Source organism: Pseudomonas sp. R4-34-07, assembly GCF_003852375.1.
GTDB lineage: Bacteria > Pseudomonadota > Gammaproteobacteria > Pseudomonadales > Pseudomonadaceae > Aquipseudomonas.
Genome location: NZ_CP027760.1, coordinates 2,859,540 through 2,879,606, shown reverse-complemented (window position 1 = coordinate 2,879,606; position 20,067 = coordinate 2,859,540). Strand labels below are relative to the sequence as shown.

Annotated in this window: 18 protein-coding genes and 2 pseudogenes; 14 read left to right on the top strand and 6 right to left on the bottom strand. The window is 58.1% G+C overall.

Annotated elements, in window-relative coordinates:
- The first annotated feature begins 23 nt into the window (after window positions 1-23).
- The 11 genes from C4J85_RS13160 to C4J85_RS13110 all read left to right on the top strand — a co-directional run bounded on the left by C4J85_RS13160 (window position 24) and on the right by C4J85_RS13110 (window position 12,386).
- On the top strand, window positions 24-1,634 hold the full coding sequence (locus tag C4J85_RS13160; RefSeq protein WP_124411183.1) for an ABC transporter substrate-binding protein: 1,611 nt from the start codon (window positions 24-26) through the stop codon (window positions 1,632-1,634).
- Complete coding sequence (locus C4J85_RS13155; RefSeq protein ID WP_124367018.1) at window positions 1,631-2,581, top strand: ABC transporter permease; 951 nt, start codon at window positions 1,631-1,633, stop codon at window positions 2,579-2,581. Before C4J85_RS13160 ends, C4J85_RS13155 begins: the two co-directional genes overlap by 4 nt.
- Before the next feature lie 3 nt (window positions 2,582-2,584).
- Complete coding sequence (locus tag C4J85_RS13150; RefSeq protein ID WP_124409822.1) at window positions 2,585-3,469, top strand: ABC transporter permease; 885 nt, start codon at window positions 2,585-2,587, stop codon at window positions 3,467-3,469.
- Window positions 3,466-5,079 carry an ABC transporter ATP-binding protein gene (locus C4J85_RS13145; protein ID WP_124409821.1) on the top strand — a complete coding sequence of 538 codons (1,614 nt, stop codon included), beginning with the start codon at window positions 3,466-3,468 and terminating at the stop codon, window positions 5,077-5,079. The genes C4J85_RS13150 and C4J85_RS13145 overlap by 4 nt, the downstream gene beginning before the upstream one ends.
- An 885-nt stretch (window positions 5,080-5,964) precedes the next feature.
- Window positions 5,965-6,495, top strand: coding sequence for a DJ-1/PfpI family protein (locus C4J85_RS13140; protein ID WP_124367015.1), 531 nt, complete (start codon window positions 5,965-5,967; stop codon window positions 6,493-6,495).
- 53 nt (window positions 6,496-6,548) lie between these two features.
- Complete coding sequence (locus C4J85_RS13135; RefSeq protein ID WP_124367014.1) at window positions 6,549-7,301, top strand: SDR family oxidoreductase; 753 nt, start codon at window positions 6,549-6,551, stop codon at window positions 7,299-7,301.
- A gap of 246 nt (window positions 7,302-7,547) precedes the next feature.
- Window positions 7,548-8,564 (top strand): alpha/beta hydrolase, encoded by a 1,017-nt coding sequence (locus C4J85_RS13130; RefSeq protein ID WP_124407177.1) that lies wholly within the window; start codon window positions 7,548-7,550, stop codon window positions 8,562-8,564.
- A gap of 117 nt (window positions 8,565-8,681) precedes the next feature.
- Window positions 8,682-9,530, top strand: a complete 849-nt coding sequence (locus C4J85_RS13125) for an alpha/beta fold hydrolase (protein ID WP_164487534.1) — start codon at window positions 8,682-8,684, stop codon at window positions 9,528-9,530.
- A gap of 60 nt (window positions 9,531-9,590) precedes the next feature.
- A complete protein-coding gene (locus tag C4J85_RS13120; RefSeq protein WP_256657911.1) occupies window positions 9,591-11,012 on the top strand; it encodes a mechanosensitive ion channel family protein in 1,422 nt (473 codons plus the stop codon).
- Window positions 11,013-11,102: 90 nt separating this feature from the next.
- Window positions 11,103-11,750, top strand: a complete 648-nt coding sequence (locus C4J85_RS13115; RefSeq protein WP_124367011.1) for a hypothetical protein — start codon at window positions 11,103-11,105, stop codon at window positions 11,748-11,750.
- A gap of 69 nt (window positions 11,751-11,819) precedes the next feature.
- Window positions 11,820-12,386, top strand: a complete 567-nt coding sequence (locus tag C4J85_RS13110; protein ID WP_164487860.1) for a thioredoxin domain-containing protein — start codon at window positions 11,820-11,822, stop codon at window positions 12,384-12,386.
- A 21-nt stretch (window positions 12,387-12,407) separates the two neighbouring features.
- Here the strand turns inward: C4J85_RS13110 and C4J85_RS13105 are convergent, their stop codons facing one another.
- Window positions 12,408-13,364, bottom strand: a complete 957-nt coding sequence (locus tag C4J85_RS13105; RefSeq protein ID WP_124407175.1) for a LysR family transcriptional regulator — start codon at window positions 13,362-13,364, stop codon at window positions 12,408-12,410.
- A 162-nt stretch (window positions 13,365-13,526) separates the two neighbouring features.
- Between C4J85_RS13105 and C4J85_RS13100 the strand changes: the two genes are divergently transcribed.
- Both C4J85_RS13100 and C4J85_RS13095 read left to right on the top strand, forming a co-directional pair.
- Window positions 13,527-14,222, top strand: coding sequence for an SDR family oxidoreductase (locus C4J85_RS13100; RefSeq protein ID WP_124409820.1), 696 nt, complete (start codon window positions 13,527-13,529; stop codon window positions 14,220-14,222).
- Between the two features lie 34 nt (window positions 14,223-14,256).
- A complete protein-coding gene (locus C4J85_RS13095; protein ID WP_124407174.1) occupies window positions 14,257-15,345 on the top strand; it encodes an alkene reductase in 1,089 nt (362 codons plus the stop codon).
- Window positions 15,346-15,383: 38 nt separating this feature from the next.
- Here the strand turns inward: C4J85_RS13095 and C4J85_RS13090 are convergent, their stop codons facing one another.
- From C4J85_RS13090 to C4J85_RS13075, 4 genes and pseudogenes are all read right to left on the bottom strand, one after another.
- Complete coding sequence (locus C4J85_RS13090; protein WP_124367008.1) at window positions 15,384-16,292, bottom strand: LysR family transcriptional regulator; 909 nt, start codon at window positions 16,290-16,292, stop codon at window positions 15,384-15,386.
- A 269-nt stretch (window positions 16,293-16,561) separates the two neighbouring features.
- A pseudogene (locus C4J85_RS13085) lies at window positions 16,562-17,032 on the bottom strand (Rrf2 family transcriptional regulator); the annotation flags it as partial.
- A gap of 64 nt (window positions 17,033-17,096) precedes the next feature.
- Entirely contained in the window at window positions 17,097-17,345 is a 249-nt protein-coding gene (locus C4J85_RS13080) for a hypothetical protein (protein ID WP_124409819.1), read from the bottom strand.
- A gap of 166 nt (window positions 17,346-17,511) precedes the next feature.
- Window positions 17,512-17,691: pseudogene (locus C4J85_RS13075) on the bottom strand (adenylate kinase); the annotation flags it as partial.
- Window positions 17,692-17,835: 144 nt separating this feature from the next.
- On the opposite strand from C4J85_RS13075, the gene C4J85_RS13070 reads away from it, so the two are divergent.
- Window positions 17,836-19,695 (top strand): ABC transporter ATP-binding protein, encoded by a 1,860-nt coding sequence (locus C4J85_RS13070; protein WP_124409818.1) that lies wholly within the window; start codon window positions 17,836-17,838, stop codon window positions 19,693-19,695.
- A gap of 46 nt (window positions 19,696-19,741) precedes the next feature.
- Here the strand turns inward: C4J85_RS13070 and C4J85_RS13065 are convergent, their stop codons facing one another.
- The gene (locus C4J85_RS13065; protein WP_124409817.1) at window positions 19,742-20,035 is read right to left on the bottom strand and encodes an antibiotic biosynthesis monooxygenase; all 294 of its coding nucleotides are present in this window, start codon (window positions 20,033-20,035) and stop codon (window positions 19,742-19,744) included.
- Window positions 20,036-20,067: the final 32 nt, after the last annotated feature.

Genomic DNA, 20,067 nt, shown 5'->3' with positions numbered 1-20,067 from the left:
CCCCATTGAACACCTCCAACTTGATGAGCCGTCTGCTGGCCCCCTGCGCCCTGGCGATCAGCCTGGCCGCCTGCTCGCCTTCGGGTGACCAGGCGCAAGCGAACAAAACCCTGAATATTGCATTTTTTGGCGACAACACCACCCTGGTCAGCGTCGACCCGTTCCAGGTCTACTGGCTGGAACACCGCGTGCTGCTGCGCAATGTCGCCGAGTCGCTCACCGACCAGGACCCGGCCACCGGCAAGATCATCCCCTGGCTGGCCAAGAGCTGGGAGATCAGTGACGACGCGCTGGCCTACACCTTTCACCTGCGCGACAACGTGACGTTCAGCAACGGCGAGCGCTTCGACGCAAGAGCGGTGAAAACCGCGTTCGACAGCGACAAGGCCCTGGCCACCGAGCTGCCGGCGACCTTCGGCGCCACCTACCTGGCCGGTTATGACCACGCCGAAGTGGTCGACGACTTCACCGTCAAGCTGGTACTGGCCAAACCCAACGCGGGCTTTTTACAAGCCACCTCGACCACCAACCTGGCAATCCTCGCGCCCGCGTCCTATGCACTCACGGTCAAGGAGCGCTCGCTGGGCAAGATCATCGGCACCGGGCCGTTTGTGCTGGCCAGCTATACCCCGGAAGTCGGCGCGCACCTGACCAAACGCAAGGGTTACGCGTGGCCCTCGGCGAATATGAAGAACCCGGGTGAGGCACACCTGGACGCCGTCGACATCAGCTACATCCCCGAAGAGAGCGTGCGCAACGGCCTGTTCCTGCAGGGCAAGGCCGACATCCTGTGGCCACGCAACCCGTTTTCGGAAGTCGACCTGAAACTGTTCCAGTCCAAGGGCGCGACCATCCAGAGCCGCTCGCTGCCGGGCCCGGCGCTGAACCTGTACCCCAACACCCGTGGCGAACGCATTCTTGCCGATCAACAAGTGCGCCTGGCCGTGCAGAAGTCCATCGACCGCAAGAGCTACGCCAGCACCGTGTATAACGCCGAGTTCCCGGTGGTAGACGGCATCTTCGACGTGACCACGCCTTACTTCAAAAGCCAGGGCAGCAAGCTCGGCTACGACCCGGCAGCTGCCGAAAAACTGTTGGATCAAGCCGGCTGGGCCAAGGGCGCGGACGGTTACCGCAGCAAAAACGGCAAGCGCCTGAGCCTGAGCTACAACATCAGCCCGGCCGAAACCGCGGGTGACGTGTTGATCCAGGACCAACTGCGCAAGGTCGGCATCGAGTTGAAACTCAGCGTGGTGACCCGCGCCGAATGGGTGGCCAACAACTCCGCCGGCAACTACGACCTGACCATCAACTACATGACCCGCGCCGACCCGATCATCCTGCAAACCATCCTCGACCCGCGCAGCGCCAACAGCTCCACCGTGGCCACTAACACCTACGAACCGGCCACCCTGGAAAAAGCCAAGGGCTTGTTCGATGCCGGCATTACAGCCACCCAAGGCGCACAACGTGCCGCCTATGGCGACCTGCAGGACCTGCTGATCGACGAAAGCTCGGCGTTCCCGGTGTACGAGCGCGTGTGGCAGGCTGCAACGTCGCCCAAGGTGAAGAACTTTCGCTGGACCGCCGAGGGCTTCGCGCTGCTGGGTGATATCGAGATCGGCACGCCATGAGCCGCTACCTGATCGGCCGCGTCGGCCAGGCCCTGCTGGTGCTGTGGGGGGCCTATAGCATCACCTACTTCATCCTCTATCTGCTGCCCGGCGACACGCTGTCGATCATGCTCAGTGCCTCGGGCATGGAGGCCGATTCGCTGTCGGTGGCCGACCTGGCCAAGGCACGCGCCTATTACGGCCTGGACAAGGGCCTCTTCGAGCAATATGTCGACCTGCTACTGGGCGCCTTGCACGGAGATTTCGGCCAGTCCCTGTCGCTGAACCGCCCAGTCGCCGAGTTGCTCGCCGAGCGCCTGCCGCAAACCCTGTCCCTGGCCGGCCTGGCGATTGTGTTGTCGCTGGTCGGCGGTGTCGGCCTGGCCTACCTGACCGCCTATATCCGCTGGCAACCGCTGAAAAAAGCCCTGGCGCGCCTGCCATCCCTGGGGTTTTCGGTGCCGGTGTTCTGGATGGGCCTGTTGCTGATCCAAGTGTTCGCCTTCGGCCTCGGCTGGTTCCCCGCCACCGGCAGCCGGGGCTTTGAAAGCCTGGTATTGCCGGCGATCACCCTGGCGATTCCAAGTGCGGCGGTGTATGCCCAAGTGCTGCAGCGCAGCTTCCAGGGAGTATGGCAGGAGTCGTATATCGTCACCGCCTACGCCAAGGGCCTGAGCCGTGGCCAGGTGCAGGCCCGCCATGGGTTTCGCAACGCGGCGCTGCCGATTCTTACGCTGATCGGCCTGCAGGTGGGCAACACGGTGTCCGGTGCGGTGCTGGTGGAAACCATCTTCGCCCGCTCCGGTATCGGCCGCCTGGCCCAGGAGGCGGTGCTGCGCCAGGACATCCCGGTGGTGCTGGCGATTGTCACGGTATCGGCGGCAGCCTTTGTGCTGGTCAATCTGCTGGTGGACTTGCTGTACCCGTGGCTCGACCCGCGCATCTCCCACACGCCAAAGGTGTCCTAGACCATGACTATCCTTGAGCAAAACCTCGGCCTTGCGCCCCCACTCTGGCAACGCCGCACCCGCCGACAACGTGCCACGGCGGCGGTAATGCCCTTGCTGCGGCGACCGGGTTTCAGCCTGGCGGTGTTGATTGTGGTGTTTTCATTGCTGGCCGCCGTGGCGCCGCAGTGGTTGACCAGCTTCGACCCCTATGCCACCGCCCCTGCGGTCAAACTCACAGCGCCGAACCTGAGCCACTGGTTCGGCACCGACGAGCTGGGCCGCGACCTGTACACCCGGGTGGTCTACGGCTCCAGGCTGTCGGTGCTGGCGGCCTTTCTGGCGGTGGGGATCGCATTGTTGGGCGGGCTCGGGCTGGGCATTCTGTCCGGCTTTGCCGGTGGGCGTATCGATGCGGTGATCATGCGGTTTGTCGACGTGTTGCTCGCCCTGCCCGGCTTGCTGCTGGCCCTGGCGATTGTCACCGCCATCGGCTTCGGCACGGTGCCGGTGGCTATCGCCGTGGGCGTCGGGATTATCCCCGGATTCGCCCGCACCACCCGCGCCGAAGTGCTGCGGGTCAAGACCTTGCCGTACGTGGAAGCCGCACGCCTGGGCGGCGCCAGCTGGGGCCGCACCTTGCTGCGGCACATCCTGCCCAACGCGTGGGGCCCAGTGGCGGTACTGGCGACCCTGGATTTCGGTGCAGCTATCCTCGCCACCGCCGGCCTGAGTTTTCTCGGTTTCGGCGCCGCGCCTCCAGCCGCTGAATGGGGCACGTTGATCGCCAACGGTCGGCACTTTTTGATCACCGCCCCCTGGGTGTCGTTGCTGCCCGGCCTGTTCCTGGTCGCGGTGGTGTTCAGCCTCAACCACATTGCCCGCACGTTCGAGGAAGTTCAGCGATGAATGCTTTAGTGGATGTTCGCCAGCTTAGTGTCAGCTACCGGCACGGCAACCTGGCGGTAAACCAGCTGTCATTGACCATCGCCCAAGGCGAGACGCTGGCGATTGTCGGCGAGTCCGGCTCGGGTAAAACCACCCTGGCCAACGCGATTCTCGGCCTGTTGCCGGACAGCGCAACCATCAGCGCCGGCGAGCTGTGGGTGAACGGCAACAACCTCACCCACGCCGGCGAACGCCAGAGACGCGGCCTGCGCGGGCGCACCATCGGCCTGGTGCCCCAGGACCCGATGGTCAGCCTCAACCCGACCCTGCGCATTGGTCAGCAGATTGCCGAGGCGCTGATCCTGGCCAAGGGCAAGCGCTACCCCGGCGTCGATGCCGATATCGTCGAGCTGCTGCAACAGGTCGGTATCGACAAGCCGGTACTGCGCGCGCGCCAGTACCCGCATGAACTCTCCGGCGGCATGCGCCAGCGCGTGCTGATCGCCATCGCCCTGGCCGGCAACCCACGCTTGATCATCGCCGACGAGCCGACCAGTGCTCTGGACGTCACCGTGCAGCGCAAGATCCTCGACCACCTGCAACGGCTGGTCAGTGAACGCGGGATTTCGTTGCTGATCATCACCCATGACCTTGGCGTGGCGCTGGACCGCGCCGACCGCGTCCTGGTGATGCAACAGGGGCAAGTGGTGGAGCAAGGGGCACCCCGGCAGATTCTCGGCGCGCCGCTGCATGACTACACCCGCGCCTTGATCGCCGCCGCGCCGGCGTTCGCCAAGCGCCGCCAGCCACCGGCCCGACCGAACCCGACGCAGCCGCCGATCCTGCAACTGCAAAATGTTGGCAAGACATTCGCGCTGCCCAAGGTCAAGGGCGAAGACGCGACCTTTGTGGCGCTGGAGGACCTGAGCCTGCAGGTCTACCCCGGGCAGACTCTGGCGATTGTCGGCGAGTCCGGCTCAGGCAAAAGCACCGCGCTGCGCATCGCCCTCGGCCTGGAAAAACCCAGCCGCGGGCGGGTGTGGTTCGAGCAACAGGACGTCACCGACCTCAGCTGGCGCGACTTCCGCCCGCTGCGCCAGCGCCTGCAACTGGTGCAACAAAACCCGTTTGCCGCGCTGGACCCACGCTTCACAGTGTTCGACAGCATCGTCGAACCGCTGGTGTCGTTCGGCTTGCTCAAGGGCGCGGCCCTGGAACAGGCCGCGCGCGAGCTGATCAGTCGCGTGCATTTGCCGGTGAATTTCCTCGATCGCCTGCCGCGCGAGCTTTCCGGCGGCCAGTGCCAACGTGTCGCCATCGCCCGCGCCCTGGCGCTGAAACCGGATCTATTGCTATTGGATGAACCGGTCAGCGCCCTCGACGTGTCCGTGCAGGCGCACATCCTTGAACTGCTGCAAGAGCTGCAACGGGACATGGGCATCGCCTACGTGCTGGTGTCCCACGACTTGTCGGTGGTCGCCAACTTCGCCCATGAAGTGCTGGTGTTACGCAATGGCCGGGTAATTGAACAGGGCTCGGTGGAGCGCATCTTCAACCACCCGACCAGCGATTACACCCGTGAGCTGATTGGCGCCATCCCGGGCCAGCACGCTACCGCGAGCGCCGCCTGAGCGGCGCTTTACTCGGCAGCACAGTCGAAGCGCGCGGACATTTTTCATTGCATTACCACTTCGCATCCAATATTTCGCAACGGACAAAAGAGCTCCCCATCCTGCTGCGGGGCCGCGATAAGGTTGATAACGCTTTTCGAAGCTCATTACTTTTATTCTCCCGCATGTAGGACGCTCAGACGTTCCCCGCCACAAAGCTCAAATCTGCCCCTCGCTGCAACAGATCAATGCGGCATGTTGCTGAATAAGGCAATTGAAAAGAACTTGAATCTGTTCACTACAGTAATGACGATCACGGTCTTCCTCGTCAGTCCATACACCCATAATCGACCATTGGAATGCACTATGTGTCCAATAGCTTAATCCGTAATTAACGCACCCAGGCAACGATGCGAGGCGATCGAGGGCATTTTGTAGTTCAGGGCAAGGCCGAGGTGGACAGGCATGGAACTGCACCCGGATTTGATTATAGCTTACGAACACCTGCAGCTTTTCCGATGGCTCGCTCATTCAACACCTCACGGATTTCCTTAACATGTTCAATTGACGACATGCCGCCTTAGAAGGGTCACCGTGCAGATTGATCAACGAGTAAACCCTTTGCAGTTGGATCATATTTCCAAGCAGCGAAGAAGAGAACGCACGCCAGCATTTAGGACTTAAATGAATTTAGTGCTAATGCCGCTACGCCTTTAAAACTCTGGGCTGCACGCATTTACATCGCAAGAGTTTAGGTGTTAATCCGTAGCGCACCTGTATTTTTAAATGCGACAGGGTGATGCTCACTCCAGAGCTGCAATCGGTGCAGCGGCTACAGGTAACAGCGATAGCCAATATGCACTTTTATACGGCGCCTTTAGTTAGCTGGGTCGTTAGGATACATCTATGAAAAGCTTAGCCATCATTATCCCGCCGAGACGTATAGACGCACCGATGCTCTTATCGTGCCTGGGTGTATGGCGCAAAGAATATAACCTGAAAATTTTCTCCGTCGATGCACGCACTACGCACGGAATGACTTTTGAACACATCAAGACTCAAGATCTGGAAGAGCTGTACAGCGAATGTTTCGATGCCATCGCTGTCATGGGGGGAGCGGGGACTAAAGAGTATTTGTGGAATAACATCAATGTTATCGCTCAACTACAAGAATTCGATAAAGCCCGAAAGTTGGTTGCGGGAATTGGACTTGGCGCAATAGTGCTTGCCCAGGCAGGCATCTTGGTTGGAAAAAAAGCAACCATCAATAACTCCGTCGAATTGGTGATCCAGTTGAGTAGTTATGGCGCGATATTTATGCCCGACGATGTTGTGGCCTTGAAGTGGATCATCACTGGCAATGGAAAAGACGTTGAAGCCTTTGCACAGGCCGTATCGAACTGGCTCCGAACGTCCCTCCGGCAGACCATCCAGTAGCGTCGGGCAAGACTTCAAAAATACACCACCGCTATCAGCATGAGGATTAAGACATGAACTCCATTACTTCCGCGCAGGACGCCTTAACCGGTGATTTAGCAGGCAAAAACATTGTTGTCTTTGGGGGGACCTCCGGAATTGGCCTGGCTGTCGCGATTCAGGCCAAGGGCCGGGGTGCAAAGGTCATTGTTCTGGGTTCAGATCCGCAACGCGCAGAGCAGGCCGCCAACACCCATGAGCTGGACGGCTGGCGTGCGGCCGATATCACCAAGCCCGAACAGATCCATGCCGCGCTGGCAGACATACAGCAGGTTGACCATTTGGTGCTGTTGGCAGGGACCTTCGTCGCCGGCAAAGTCCTCGAAGCGGACATCCCGTACTTGCAGCGCGCTTTTGATGAGCGGATCTGGGCGTCGGTACATGCCTTGCGGGCTCTCGGCGATCGCCTTTCCAAAAAGGGCTCGGTGACTTTGATTTCAGGTGCGTTGGCAGATCGGCCAAACGCTTACGGCACCGCGGTGCTCGCCGCTGCATCGGCTGCCATGGAGGCATTGGCCCGTGGCCTTGCTCTGGAACTTGCACCTATCCGGGTCAACACCCTTTCTCCGGGGCCCATCAACACGCCGATCCTTGCGAAAGCCTTGGGCGATGCGCGCGACGGTTATGTCGCCGCGCTGGAGCAAACCCTGCCACTGCATCGCCTCGGCACGGCGGACGAAGCGGGTGCAGCCGTGGTGTTTCTGATGAGCAACGGCTTCATGAACGGCGCCACGATCAATATCGATGGAGGTTCGCGGCTGGTTTGACGTCGAGACACCTCATGCGCTGCGTCGTCCTGACGTGGCCATGTCTTATTAAAAAGGGAAACCATGATGAGCAACGTCGTTCTTGTGACCGGAGCATTAAGCGGGATTGGTCGAGCCGCCTGCCTCGCATTCGCCCGCAACGGTTATCTAGCCCAATAACCCCCCCATACGAGGCTGACCGGATGACATCGATAGTCGCCCTCGTTCTTACACGCTTCATACAAACCAATGGCTTCAGGAGGCAACATGAAACACGTCGTGAAAGCAGTGCCAGCGATGATCGCCCTATCGGTCGGGTCCGCAATGGCCGCCGGCAATCCAATACCGGAACATCAAACCCAAGCCTTTCTGAATGCGTTGGCGGCGGGTGGCGGCAAGCCGCTCGAGCAATTGAGTCCAACAGAAGCCCGCGCGGTGCTGACGGGAGCGCAAAACTCGGTAAAGGTTGATCTATCGGGCGTTGAGGTGAGTGACAAGACCATTACCGCCGATGGCAAGACGATCAAGCTGACGGTGGTTCGGCCTGAAAAAGCCAAAGGCGAGCTTCCAGTCTTCATGTTCTTTCATGGTGGCGGCTGGGTCCTGGGGGATTATCCCACCCATGCGCGCCTGATTCGCGACCTTGTCGTCTCCTCCGGTGCGGTCGCGGTGTACGTCGATTACACACCATCCCCTGAGGCCCATTATCCCACCGCCATTAACCAGGCTTACGCGGCCACCAAGTGGGTGGCGGAAAACGGTAAACAGATCAACGTGGATGGCAAGCGCCTGGCGGTGGCCGGTAACAGTGTCGGCGGCAACATGGCCGCTGTCGTGAGCCTGATGGCTAAAGAAAAAGCCACTCCGAAAATTCGATTTCAGCTGCTCCTCTGGCCGGTCACGGACTCCAACTTCGAGACGGACACCTACAAGCAGTTCGCTGAAGGCCACTTCCTGACCAGGAACATGATGACCTGGTTCTGGGACAGTTACACAACCGACCTGAAAGCCAGGGCGCAAATTCATGCCTCCCCGCTCAAGGCCAGCATCGATCAGTTGAAAGGACTTCCACCTGCCCTCGTACAAACCGCGGGGCTGGACGTGTTGCGCGATGAAGGCGAAGCCTACGCGCAGAAGCTGGACGCGGCCGGGGTCGATGTCACGGCGGTTCGCTACAACGGCATGATCCATGACTATGGCCTGCTGAACCCGTTGAGCCAGGTACCGGAAGTCAAGGCGGCCATGAGGCAGGCGGGCACAGAACTCAAGGCTCACCTTAACTAAGCAAGCCTTGCGCATGCCGTTCACCCGGCCGGGTCCGGCATGCATCACATTGCACACCCGCCTTACGCTCCCGGGCTCGAAAGGCCCGGGTCAGACGGGACAAAAAAGGCACTCGCCATGACCAACCTGACGCACAAACGCGCCACCGTTAACGGTGTTCGACTCAACTACGTGGTTGCCGGGAAAGGCCCCGTGGTCCTCTGTATGCACGGCTGGCCACAAAATCATCGAGAGTTCATGCCGGTCATCGACAGGCTCGCAGAACATTACACGTTCATCGCCCCCGACCTCCGCGGCTTCGCCGACAGCGATAAGCCGTATCAAGGTTACGACCCCATCAATATCGCTAAAGACATGCTCGGTCTGCTGGAGGTTGAACAGGCTCATACATTCCACATCCTCAGCCATGACCTGGGAGGTCCGCCTTCAGTCGCCCTGGCCTACCTGGCGGCTGAACGCGCTTTGTCGTTGGCCACTATCGAAACACCTTTTTTTGGCCTGGATTTTCCAGGTTATGTCGATCCGCGGGTGCCCTACTGGCATCTGAGCATGCACATGAACATGGACATCAGCCGTGCCCTTATTGAAGGTCGGGAGGATATGTACCTGCGGCACTTCTTCAGAGATTTTGCCTACAACCCGACGGCAATGCCCGAGAACGACATCGACTATTACGTCATGCAGATGCGCCAACCGGGCAACCTGCGTGCCAGCCTGAATCACTATGGCTCTATCCCGCAAATGGCGGAGCAGACCGCGCAACTGACCAAGGGGAAGCTAAAGATCCCAGTGTTGGCCTGGGGTGGCGAAGTGTCATTTGGCGACCATTGTTTTACCTCGGCAAAACACATCGCGCTGTCGGCAAAAGGTGGTGTCATCGCGCAGTGCGGACATTGGGTATTTGAGGAAAAGCCTGAATTCATCAGTGCTGAACTCCACCAGTTCTGGCGTGGCGTCGCCATTTGATCGCCTGTTCCGCCGCTTGTGGGAAAGCACGAATGCACCAGACTCCGGGAGGGTCACATCGTGACACTTGAATGGCTGTGCGCCCTCCTCGGGGCGATATTAATCGCCGATATTATTGGTTGGTGGATTGTTCCCCGAAGGCTGCAGGGGTTGCGCGTGGGCATTAATATTTGTCTCTACGCCTGTTACAGCGCTGCCATCTTTCTGTCCGGCAACTCCCCCTTGCAACCCGTGCGCGATCCTGACTCTGGTTCCTGGCAGTTGGCTGCAACACTGCTGGTACTCGTCTGGTGGTTTTTAAGCGCGCGGATGCTGACGGAGTTGCTCGGCGCAATCCTGATATCCAGAACTGAGGGAGGCGGTCGCTTGCTCAGGGAAGTGCTCGGCGCTCTGATTTTTCTGGTCGCCACCGTCGCAGCGGCAGCCTACGTACTGGAACTTCCCGTCAAAGGATTGCTCGCCACTTCTGGCGCGTTGGCCATTATCGTCGGCCTGGCTTTGCAAAGCACACTCAGCGATGTATTCAGCGGGATTGTCCTGAATGCCACTCGCCCTTATCAAGTGGGCGACTGGATTCAAATCGATGGCATGGAAGGCAGGGTCACCGACATCGATTGGCGCGCCACATTGTTGCTGACCTCGCAAGGCAGCACCGTCGTCATACCCAATTCGGTGGCGGCGAAAACCAAAATACAAAACATGAGCAGGCCCCAAGATCAACACGGGGTGACGATAAGCCTGCACCTGCCTCTGCGATTTCGACCCGAACGCGTCCAGGAAATACTCGAGCAGGCGCTGCTGGGTTATTCAGCGCTACTGCCAGTTCCTGCGCCCAAGGTCATCCTCAAAAACATAACGGAAGGCTTATTGGAGTATGAGGTCATCGGTTTTGTAGACACGCCTGCCGAAAAAATTGCAGCACGTAATCGCCTTTACGACATTGCTTACAGGCATCTACGCGCATCCGGCGTTGATATCGCCAATTCTGCTGAAATCCCGGTGGCCGGTATCACTCGCTTTGTGCTGGACGACGTGCGCATTTTCGCAAGTTTCACTTCAGAGGATAAAGACCGTCTCGCCATGAACCTGCTATCAACCTGGCTGGCAACTGGCGACTTTGTGTTGAAAGCCAACGCAATCAGCGAACACTTGTTGGTTATCGGCAGTGGAGTGGTGTCCGTCCAGTTGAACGATGGAGCCCATTGGGTCGAAGTCGCGCGGATGGGGCCAGGGGAAGTATTAGGCGAAGAAGGCGTCATGGATAACAAGCCAAACGGCGCGCAATTCATTGCGCTTTCCGCCGTGAAAGTACTTCAACTGCATCGGGATGAAGTACGTCGGTGTATGGGTGAAAGGTCGCAATTGCGCATGTCCCTCACCCGCCTCCAAATGCTCCGACAGCAACATGCCCGCTCCATTCTTATGCAGAAAGCGCCGACGGCGGTACCTGGAGGGTTTCTGAAATGGCTAAGGCACCACTGATCGGCTTCGAGCCTAAAAATCCATAAATTCGGGCAAACAACTGCTTTCAAATCGTCAGCAGCATCACGCCTGAACTTTAACGAGATCGACATGATAAAACACGCATCCTGGCCGCTACTCACGGAGCTGCCCAAAAATACCATCACTCCGACTGAATATAACTACGAGCAATTGGAACGTAATGATATTGACCTTCTATGCGCGCTTATCAAATCGTGGTATCCGGACATCCGTGTCGGATCTGGCAAAAAGTATATTGAGCCACGATTCTATGAGACAAAGGTTTACTTTTCGGGTGAAAAGGCGAAGGACGTTATCGTTTACATCGGTCGACACGGCGAGGAAATTGTCTGCGCGTTGTGCCTGGAAGTGGATCGAGACGCGCTGACTCTCCATAGCCGCTATGGTGTGTGCGCTCCGGCGCATCGGGGCACGGGGGCTACGCTTTTTGCGGCTTATATCGTGGATGCGCTGGCTCAAGCGATGGGTATCGCAATGGCTTTTTCATACGTCACGATGAAGTCGAAAGCCATGCAACAGTTCACTGAGCGTGCGGGGTTCGAACCTGTAGGTATCCTTCGATTTTCCGATGTCGAACTGGATGAGAACGGCGAGGTCCGGCACGTAACTGAAGCGATTTACGCCAAATATTTCAAAGAAGTCATAACACTTCAGAGCGTGTCTGAAACCAATATGACACTCAAGTTAAAACGGCTCTGGGATGTGCTCTATGCCTGAGTGTACTCAGGCTATTTTGTCTCCCGCAGGGGCCCCTCACTTCGTTCTGATTCACTGAAAGGTACTTTTATGCAAAAACCTGAAAACGACCGGCCAGTGAAAGTGGATACGCTTTCGTGGGGTCAGGGCCCTCACCTGTTTGAAGTTTTTCTCGAGCCCACCTGCCCCTATTCCGTCAAGGCGTTCCTCAAGCTCGATGCGCTCCTCGCAGAGGCTGGCGAAGACCGGATCACGTTGATCATTCGCCTGCAGTCCCAGCCCTGGCATATGTTTTCAGGCGTCATCATCCGGTGCATCCTTGCCGCAGCGACGCTTGAGGGCGGCAAAGAAAATGCCAAGAATGTCATGGCCGCTGTCGCAGCGCACCGGAGGGAATTCGAATTCGACAATCACGCTGAAGGCCCCAATCTGGACGTAACGCCCAGAGACATCATTAAGCGCCTCGAGCATTACAGTGGCATCAAACTGGCAGAGGCCTTCGCAATTCCAACCCTGGATCAGGCCATCAAATGGCAGTGCAAGTATGCTCGACAAAACGGCGTCCACGTTTCGCCCACGTTCATGATCAACGGGATTATCCGGCCGAACATGAGCAGTGGTGACTCGGTGTCCTCCTGGATCGAGCAAATCAACTGAGCGCTGCGCTGTCGAACGTCGTTAGCGCTGAGCATTACCCGCCGATTCGACTATCACATCCCAAGGGGCCGGTACCGGGAACACTTCTTGTAGGAAGTCTACAAATACCTTCACGTTTGGATTGCCTCTGCGGCTTTCGGGCCAGAGAGCGGTGATGACGAACCTGTCTACCGCATATTCGGGAAACACCGGTACCAACTCACCCCTCAGCACATAAGGCGCGGCAACATAAGTCGGAGAGATACCAATACCGCCGCCTGCGGCGAGCGTCATCGCGACCGCGTCGCTCACATCAATGGTCATGGTGGCGTCGGGAGTGATCTCGACAACGCGCTCCCCCACCTGGAAGGGCCAGCGTAGCGCCTGTCCCGAACTCTGATAACGGAAATTGATGCAATCATGATTGACCAGATCATCGATGTTGCGCGGTTTGCCCTTTCTGGCGAGATAGCCGGGCGATGCGAAGGTGCAGATTCGATGTGGGCCGAGAGGCTTGGAAACCAGCCTGGAGTCAGCCAGGTTGCCGACCCTGATGGCGACATCTATCCCCTGCTCGATAATGTCGGCGAATTGATCGCCAAGCCGCAGGTCCACCGCCAGTTTCGGGTAACGCTCACGGAACGCCGGGAGCGCAGGAGCAAGAATGTTGACGCCGATGGGAAGCGGCGCAGTTACTTTCAGAGTGCCTGACGGCTCGCCTCTCGACGCTACTGCAGTCTGCTCAATGTCCTCGATTTCCCGGATCACCCGCAATGCACGCTCGTACAGTTCACGTCCCTCGGGAGTCAGGGTCAGCGAGCGGGTGGTGCGACTGAAGAGGCGCAGACCTAAATGCTCTTCCAGGCGCTGAACGCTTTTGCTGACGGCCGAGGGTGACACGGAGAGATCCCGTGCAGCGGCTGTATAGCTGCCCAGCGAGGCCGTGCGAGCAAAAGCAATAAGACCTGTCAGGCGGTCCAATCCAATTTGTGCTTTCATGGCACAATAGTAACCACTTGAAACCCTATTATCAACTTTGAAGGTTACGCATACGCTGTCCTCACAGCATCAATTCGATGCCTTGAGGAGCCAACAGTGATGATCGACATTTCCAACCCAAGCCATAGCAACGTACGCCCACACACCCTTCTGGATTGAACCGTGGTAGTCGTCGGCGGCACATCTGGTATCGGCCTTTCAGCTGCAATTCAGGCCAAGGCGTCTGGTGCAAAGGTCTTCGTGATCGGCTCCAACCCAGACCGGGCACAGCAAGCCGCCAATACCCACGAGCTGGATGGCTGGCGTGCCGCTGATGTCACTAAGCCCGAACAAATCCAGGCCGCTCTGGCCGATATCCCAAAGGTTGATCACCTGGTGCTGCTGGCCGGTACGTTCGTCGCCGGCAAAGTGCTCGAAGCGGATGTGGCGTATTTGCAACGCGCTTTCGACGAGCGAATCTGGGCCTCGGTATATGCCTTGAGAGCGCTTGGCAATCGCCTTTCCAAAGACGGCTCCGTCACCTTTATTTCCGGTGCGCTTGCAGATAGACCCAATGCGCACGGCACGGCGGTGCTCGCCGCTGCATCAGCTGCCATGGAAGCATTCGCCCGCGGCCTGGCCCTCGAATTGGCGCCTATCCGGGTCAACACCCTGTCTCCAGGCCCTATCGATACGCCGATCCTCGCGAAAGCCATGGGCGATGCGCGCGATGGCTTTCTCGCTGCACTGGAGAAAACCTTGCCTCTGCACCGCCTGGGCACTGCCGACGAAGCGGCCGCGGCGGTGGTTTTCCTGATGAGCAACGGCTTCATGAACGGCGCCACGATCAACGTCGATGGCGGCGCACGCCTGGTTTAAACCTGACATTTTCGTCAACACAAAGGAGATCCACATGGCCACACTGTTCGAGTCCCTGCGTCTGGGCGCCATGACATTACCTAACCGCATCATCATGGCCCCAATGACTCGGGCCAGAGGAACGCAGAATCACGTCCCTACCCCCATCATGGTTGACTACTATGCTCAACGTGCGACGGCGGGGCTTATCATCAGCGAGGCGATCGGCATCAGCCAGCAGGGCCTGGGATGGGCCTATGCAACCGGTATCTGGTCCGCTGAGCAAATTGCCGGCTGGCGATTGATTACCGACGCTGTGCACGCTGGCGGTGGTCGAATAATTGCTCAACTGTGGCACATGGGCCGGGTGGTACATCCCAGCTTCCTTGACGGCGCACAACCCATAGGTCCCTCGGTGACGACAGCACCTGGACTGGCCCATACCTACGCGGGGAAACAACCCTACTCCCAGGCTCGAGCGCTACCGCTCGAGGAGATCGCGCCACTGATTGCCGATTTCGCCCAGGCAGGCAGGAATGCGTTGCTGGCGGGGTTTGATGGCGTCCAGATTCACGCCGCCAACGGATACCTGATCGATCAGTTTTTACGCGACAGCGGCAACTTTCGCACCGACGCCTATGGAGGCTCAATTGAGAACAGGGTCAGGCTGCTCAAGGAAGTGACGCAAGCGGTCGCGGGAGTCGTTGGAGCAGATCGGACGGGTGTTCGGTTAACCCCCAGCAGTCATGACCAGGGCGTGAGGGACAGTAATCCTGTGCCTTTGTTTACCCACGCCGCTGAAGTGTTATCCGAGATCGGTATTGCCCATCTCGAGCTTCGCGAGCCGCCGGCTGACGGGAGTTTTGGCGTCTCGGAATACCCTCCAAGCGCAGCCATCATTCGTAATGCCTTCAAAGGCACGCTTATCCTCAACTCAGATTACGATTCGGCTCGTGCCGAGGCGGTTGTGGAAGCGGGTATTGCCGACGCCGTGGCGTTCGGACGTCCATTTATCGCCAATCCCCAGCTGCCAGAGGTACTTCGCCGTCGCTTGTCGCTGAGGCAAGAGGATCGTTCGACGTGGTTCAGCCAAGGGAAGGAAGGGTACACCGACTATCCCGGGCTTTCTGTCCAGCTAGATTGAAGCAGATAGGTGTTGGCACAATAACGTCTGGCGCACGCCTAGGCGTGCGTCATCAACAGCGATTCACACTTATCTTTCAAGTACGCGTAAAGCAAACGAATCGCCGGGGTAAACTGTTTCCTGTGCGGGCAAACGAAACTCAAAGGGTAAAGCTCACCTGGAACCTCAGGTAGTAATACCTCCAAGTGACCGGCACTGACATCTTCACAAACGTCCATCCATGATTTGTACAAAATCCCCTCCCCCGCGATGGCGCATCGTCGAATGACGTCTGCGTCATCGCTTAGAACAGGGCCGTTTACAATAACGAAGTCGCTCTCCGGCAACTTGGGAAATATCCATCTGTCGTAGAGTTTTCCATTCATATGGAAACGAAGACACGCATGAGTCTTAAGATCTTCCACGGACTTGGGCCGCCCGTGCAGCGCTATATAAGCCGGCGATGCAGCCAGTACACGGCGATTGCCAGGCACTAAGGGCAAAGAGATAAAGTCGGCGTTTTGTACCGTGCCATACCTGACGGCTACATCTATCGGATCGCGAAAGATGTCCGAGACGCTATCGGACAACATCACACGAAGCACCAGACCAGGGTTGTCTCGACGAAAATCGATCAGCCAGGGAAGCAACACATTTCTCCCGAAATCTGAGGCACTGGCGATCTGCAAGACGCCATGGAGTTTACGATCGTCCTGTTGTAACCCGGCTCGCCCCTCACTGAGCGTATTCAAAACCTCCCGAGCGTAAGGCAGATAACGTTCGCCTTCGGCTGTTAGGCGCAAACTTCGTGTTGATCTCGCAAACAGGCGCGTATCAAGTTCACACTCCAAGCGCTTGATAGCGGCGCTGATTTGAGCAGGAAAGAGATCCATTTCCCTAGCCACGACGGAGAAACTGTCAACGGTTGCCACACGCACAAAAATGGCTAGGTCATTAAATCTGATCATTACTGCGCTCTCTTAATATGAAACCCATAGACATTTAATTAAAAGGCCATATAAGACGGCAGAAGAAAAATAGGCATTCCACGTGAGGCATAATTTTTTGATCATTTCCCTGAATCAATTCATGTGCATTAACCGCATACCCGAGGCTGCGTACTACATCGTCACCGCCTGAACGCGCATTCCACCTCTGGACGCCAAACGCTTTGCAGGGTTGATCAACAGTGGTCGAGCGCTACTTGAAGAATAACTCTCATCCTTCAATCACATGCTTAGGCGTCTAAATTAGGGGTTTCGGGGAGCCAGGGAAATGCGATCAGATGGAATTTCAGACATGCCGCGGTGGCACAAATGGGCGTGGTCACCGGTCCTGCCCGCCGCAGACGCTGTAAACTATCAATCAACAATGCCTGCGCCGCGTCAAACGCTTCCGTCAGCGCGGCATTCACCGCTTGTTCGACCAGGCATTGTGGGTGGTCGGTCGATAAACCGATGGCAAACAGCGAAGACGAGCCCAGCGTCTGATGGATGTCCAGCAGAGTCATTTCTGCCAGCGTCCACCCTCCCCTGTGGGCCTTTTCCGAGCGCACATAACCTTCCTTTTTCAACAGTGCCATGGTCCGCCGAACCACCACCGGATTGGTGCCGAGCATCTGCGCGATGGTGTCGGACGTGGCCGGTTGGTCGTGGCGCGCCATGTGGAACAGCACATGCAGCATGCGCGACCGCCGCGTGTCATTTCTAAAGCAAAAAAGCCCGGCTGATGAGGCCGGGCTTTTCGTCGAGTCTTACGTTGGAACCATGCATTCAGACTGCACGGCGTTCGAGCAGACGTTCTGCGCCACCTTCGGCAGCCAGGTTGCCTTTCAAACGATCCGAACCATCCTCTGCGACGGCATCGCTGAACAGCGGATCGGTTTGCGTAGCAGCGGCGACCGCGTCGCTGAACAGACGATCCGAGGCGCCTTCAGCGACCACAGGTTGGGCAGCAGTCGCTGCGAAAGCATTCAGCGCGAAGATCGAGAAAGCGATGCCGAGGATGGTTTGGCGTTTCATTATCATGTGCTCCGTGGAGTGGTTTGGAATTGAGCCGATCTTACGCCGCGGTGCTGATATGAGAACTTCATTGAGTTAATGGTTGTTATTGATTCGATTAATGACTGGGTAATTTTTACAGAATCGCTCCGTGTCGCATCCGCACCTCCTGAACCACGCCCGCAACTATTTTTTGCTGGATCAGCGCCACGTGTTCTTCGGCAGGTCGCTTGGTGGTGAAAGGAGGATTGGTCGGCATCCAGAAAAAATCATCGACATCGACATGCCGTACACCGAGCAGCGTTGCGAGGTTTAGCCCCTGTTTGGTGCCGCCCGCACACGAGGCACCTGTGATGTACATCCGCATTTTTTCCTCCGTGAATATAAGCCGATTTTGAGGTCGGCCAGATATCGCATACCTCGCCTCATCGCCGCCCCCAACGTTCGCAAAACCCTCAAAGCATCCGTTCAATGGCAGAATCCCCTCAACTTGATCGTTTTGGAGACCAGCATGCTTCGTGTATTTGAACGAAGACTCGACCCCTTCCCGCCTGACGAAGTGCCACCGCCGCCCGCTGGCCTGGCCCGGTTCCTATGGGCCTGCACGCGCGGCGCTCGCGGTTACATCCTGGCGCTGGCGCTGTTGAGTGCCGGTGTGTCGATCTACGAAGCGTGGCTGTTTTCGTTTCTGGGGCAAATCGTCGACCTGCTCTCGACCTGGCAGGCCGGCGGTGAAGCGGCGGCGCAGGAAAGCCGCGTGTTGTGGGGCATGGGCATTGTCATGGTGACCAGCGTCGGGCTGGTGGCGTTGCGCACGATGTTGCAGCACCAGGTATTGGCGATCAACTTGCCGTTGCGGCTGCGCTGGGATTTCCATCGCCTGATGCTGCGACAAAGCCTCGCGTTTTTTTCCGATGAATTCTCCGGCCGCGTCACCACCAAGGTCATGCAGACTGCGCTGGCCGTGCGCGACGTGCTGTTCACAATGATCGAGATCCTGCCGGGGATCGGCGTGTATTTCATCGCGATCATCGCGCTGGCCGGCGGCTTCGCGCTGAAGCTGATCCTGCCCTTCATGGCCTGGTTCGTGTTGTTCGGCTTGGCCATGTGGTATTTCGTGCCGCGTCTGGGCAAAGTCGGCCAGGAGCAGGCCAACGCACGGTCGATGATGACCGGGCGAATTTCGGACGCTTACACCAACATCACCACGGTGAAACTGTTTTCCCACTCCAATCGCGAAGCGCATTTCGCGCGTGCGGCGATGGAGGACTTCAAGCAAACCGGTTTCCGCCAGATGCGCCTGGTCAGCCAGTTCGAGATCGTCAATCAGGCACTGGTAGTGGCGTTGATCATGTCGGCGGGCGGTTATGCGTTGTGGCTCTGGCATGACGGTGCGGTCGGCGCGGGCGCCGTGGCGGCGATCACTGCGATGGCGTTGCGGATCAACGGCATGTCGAACTGGATCATGTGGCAAATGACTTCTCTGTTCGAAAGCATCGGCACCGCCCAGGATGGCATGGCGACGCTGACCCTCGGCACCAAAGTGCAGGACGCGCCGGATGCGGGCACGCTGCGAACCACCGGCGGCGCGGTGGCCTTCAACAATGTCAGCTTCAACTACAACGGCGAGCGCCAAGTACTCAGCGGCCTCAACCTGAACATCCGTCCTGGCGAAAAAATCGGCCTGGTCGGACGCTCCGGTGCGGGTAAATCCACGCTGATCAACCTGCTGCTGCGTTTCTATGACGTCGACAGCGGCGAGATTTGCATCGACGGCCAAAACATCGCAAAAGTGACGCAAGACAGCCTGCGCGCCTCAATCGGCATGGTCACGCAGGATACGTCCCTGCTGCACCGTTCGATCCGCGACAACATTGCCTACGGCCGACCCGACGCGACCGACGAACAAATCCGCAGCGCCGCCGCCAATGCGCAGGCCGACGAGTTCATCAGCCAACTCAGCGACCGCCAAGGTCATAGCGGCTACGACACCTTGGTCGGTGAGCGCGGCATCAAGTTGTCGGGCGGCCAACGCCAGCGCGTGGCAATTGCCCGGGTCATGCTCAAAAACGCCCCGATCCTGTTGCTCGACGAAGCCACCAGCGCGCTGGACTCGGAAGTCGAAGTCGCGATCCAGGAAAGCCTCGATGAGATGATGCAAGGCAAAACCGTAATCGCCATCGCCCATCGACTGTCGACGATTGCCGCCATGGACCGGCTCATCGTGATGGATGACGGGCGCATTATCGAACAGGGAACCCACAGTGAACTGCTGGCGAAGAATGGCGTTTATGCGCGGCTTTGGCAGCACCAGAGCGGTGGTTTTCTGGGCGAGGACAAAGGTGTGATTGAGGCGTTGGATCAGGTGTGAACGGTGGAGTGCGGCGAGCGATGCCGTCCACTGAGCATCGATCCAGTTAGAAAACTGCTCCTTCGATATGGTGGACCTTCGGTTCTTCAGAAAAATAGTCCTTAAGGCCCAGCATGAACATCTGATGGTCATCACTCGCCTCGAAGCCCGGCGAGTGATCTTCAAGTGAAGCCCAGCGCACTATCAGGTTGAAATGCTCGGGGGTTTCGATTCCTTGCGCGAGCAAGTGGCCGCCGTAACCCTTCGCGCGGGTGAGCAACGGCGCGACCTCGGCGAAGGCACTTTTGAACTGTTCAATGCGTTCTTTGTGTACGGGAAGCAGAGCAATTTCATAAATCATGGCATTTCCTCTGATACGACTTAGACGGCTGA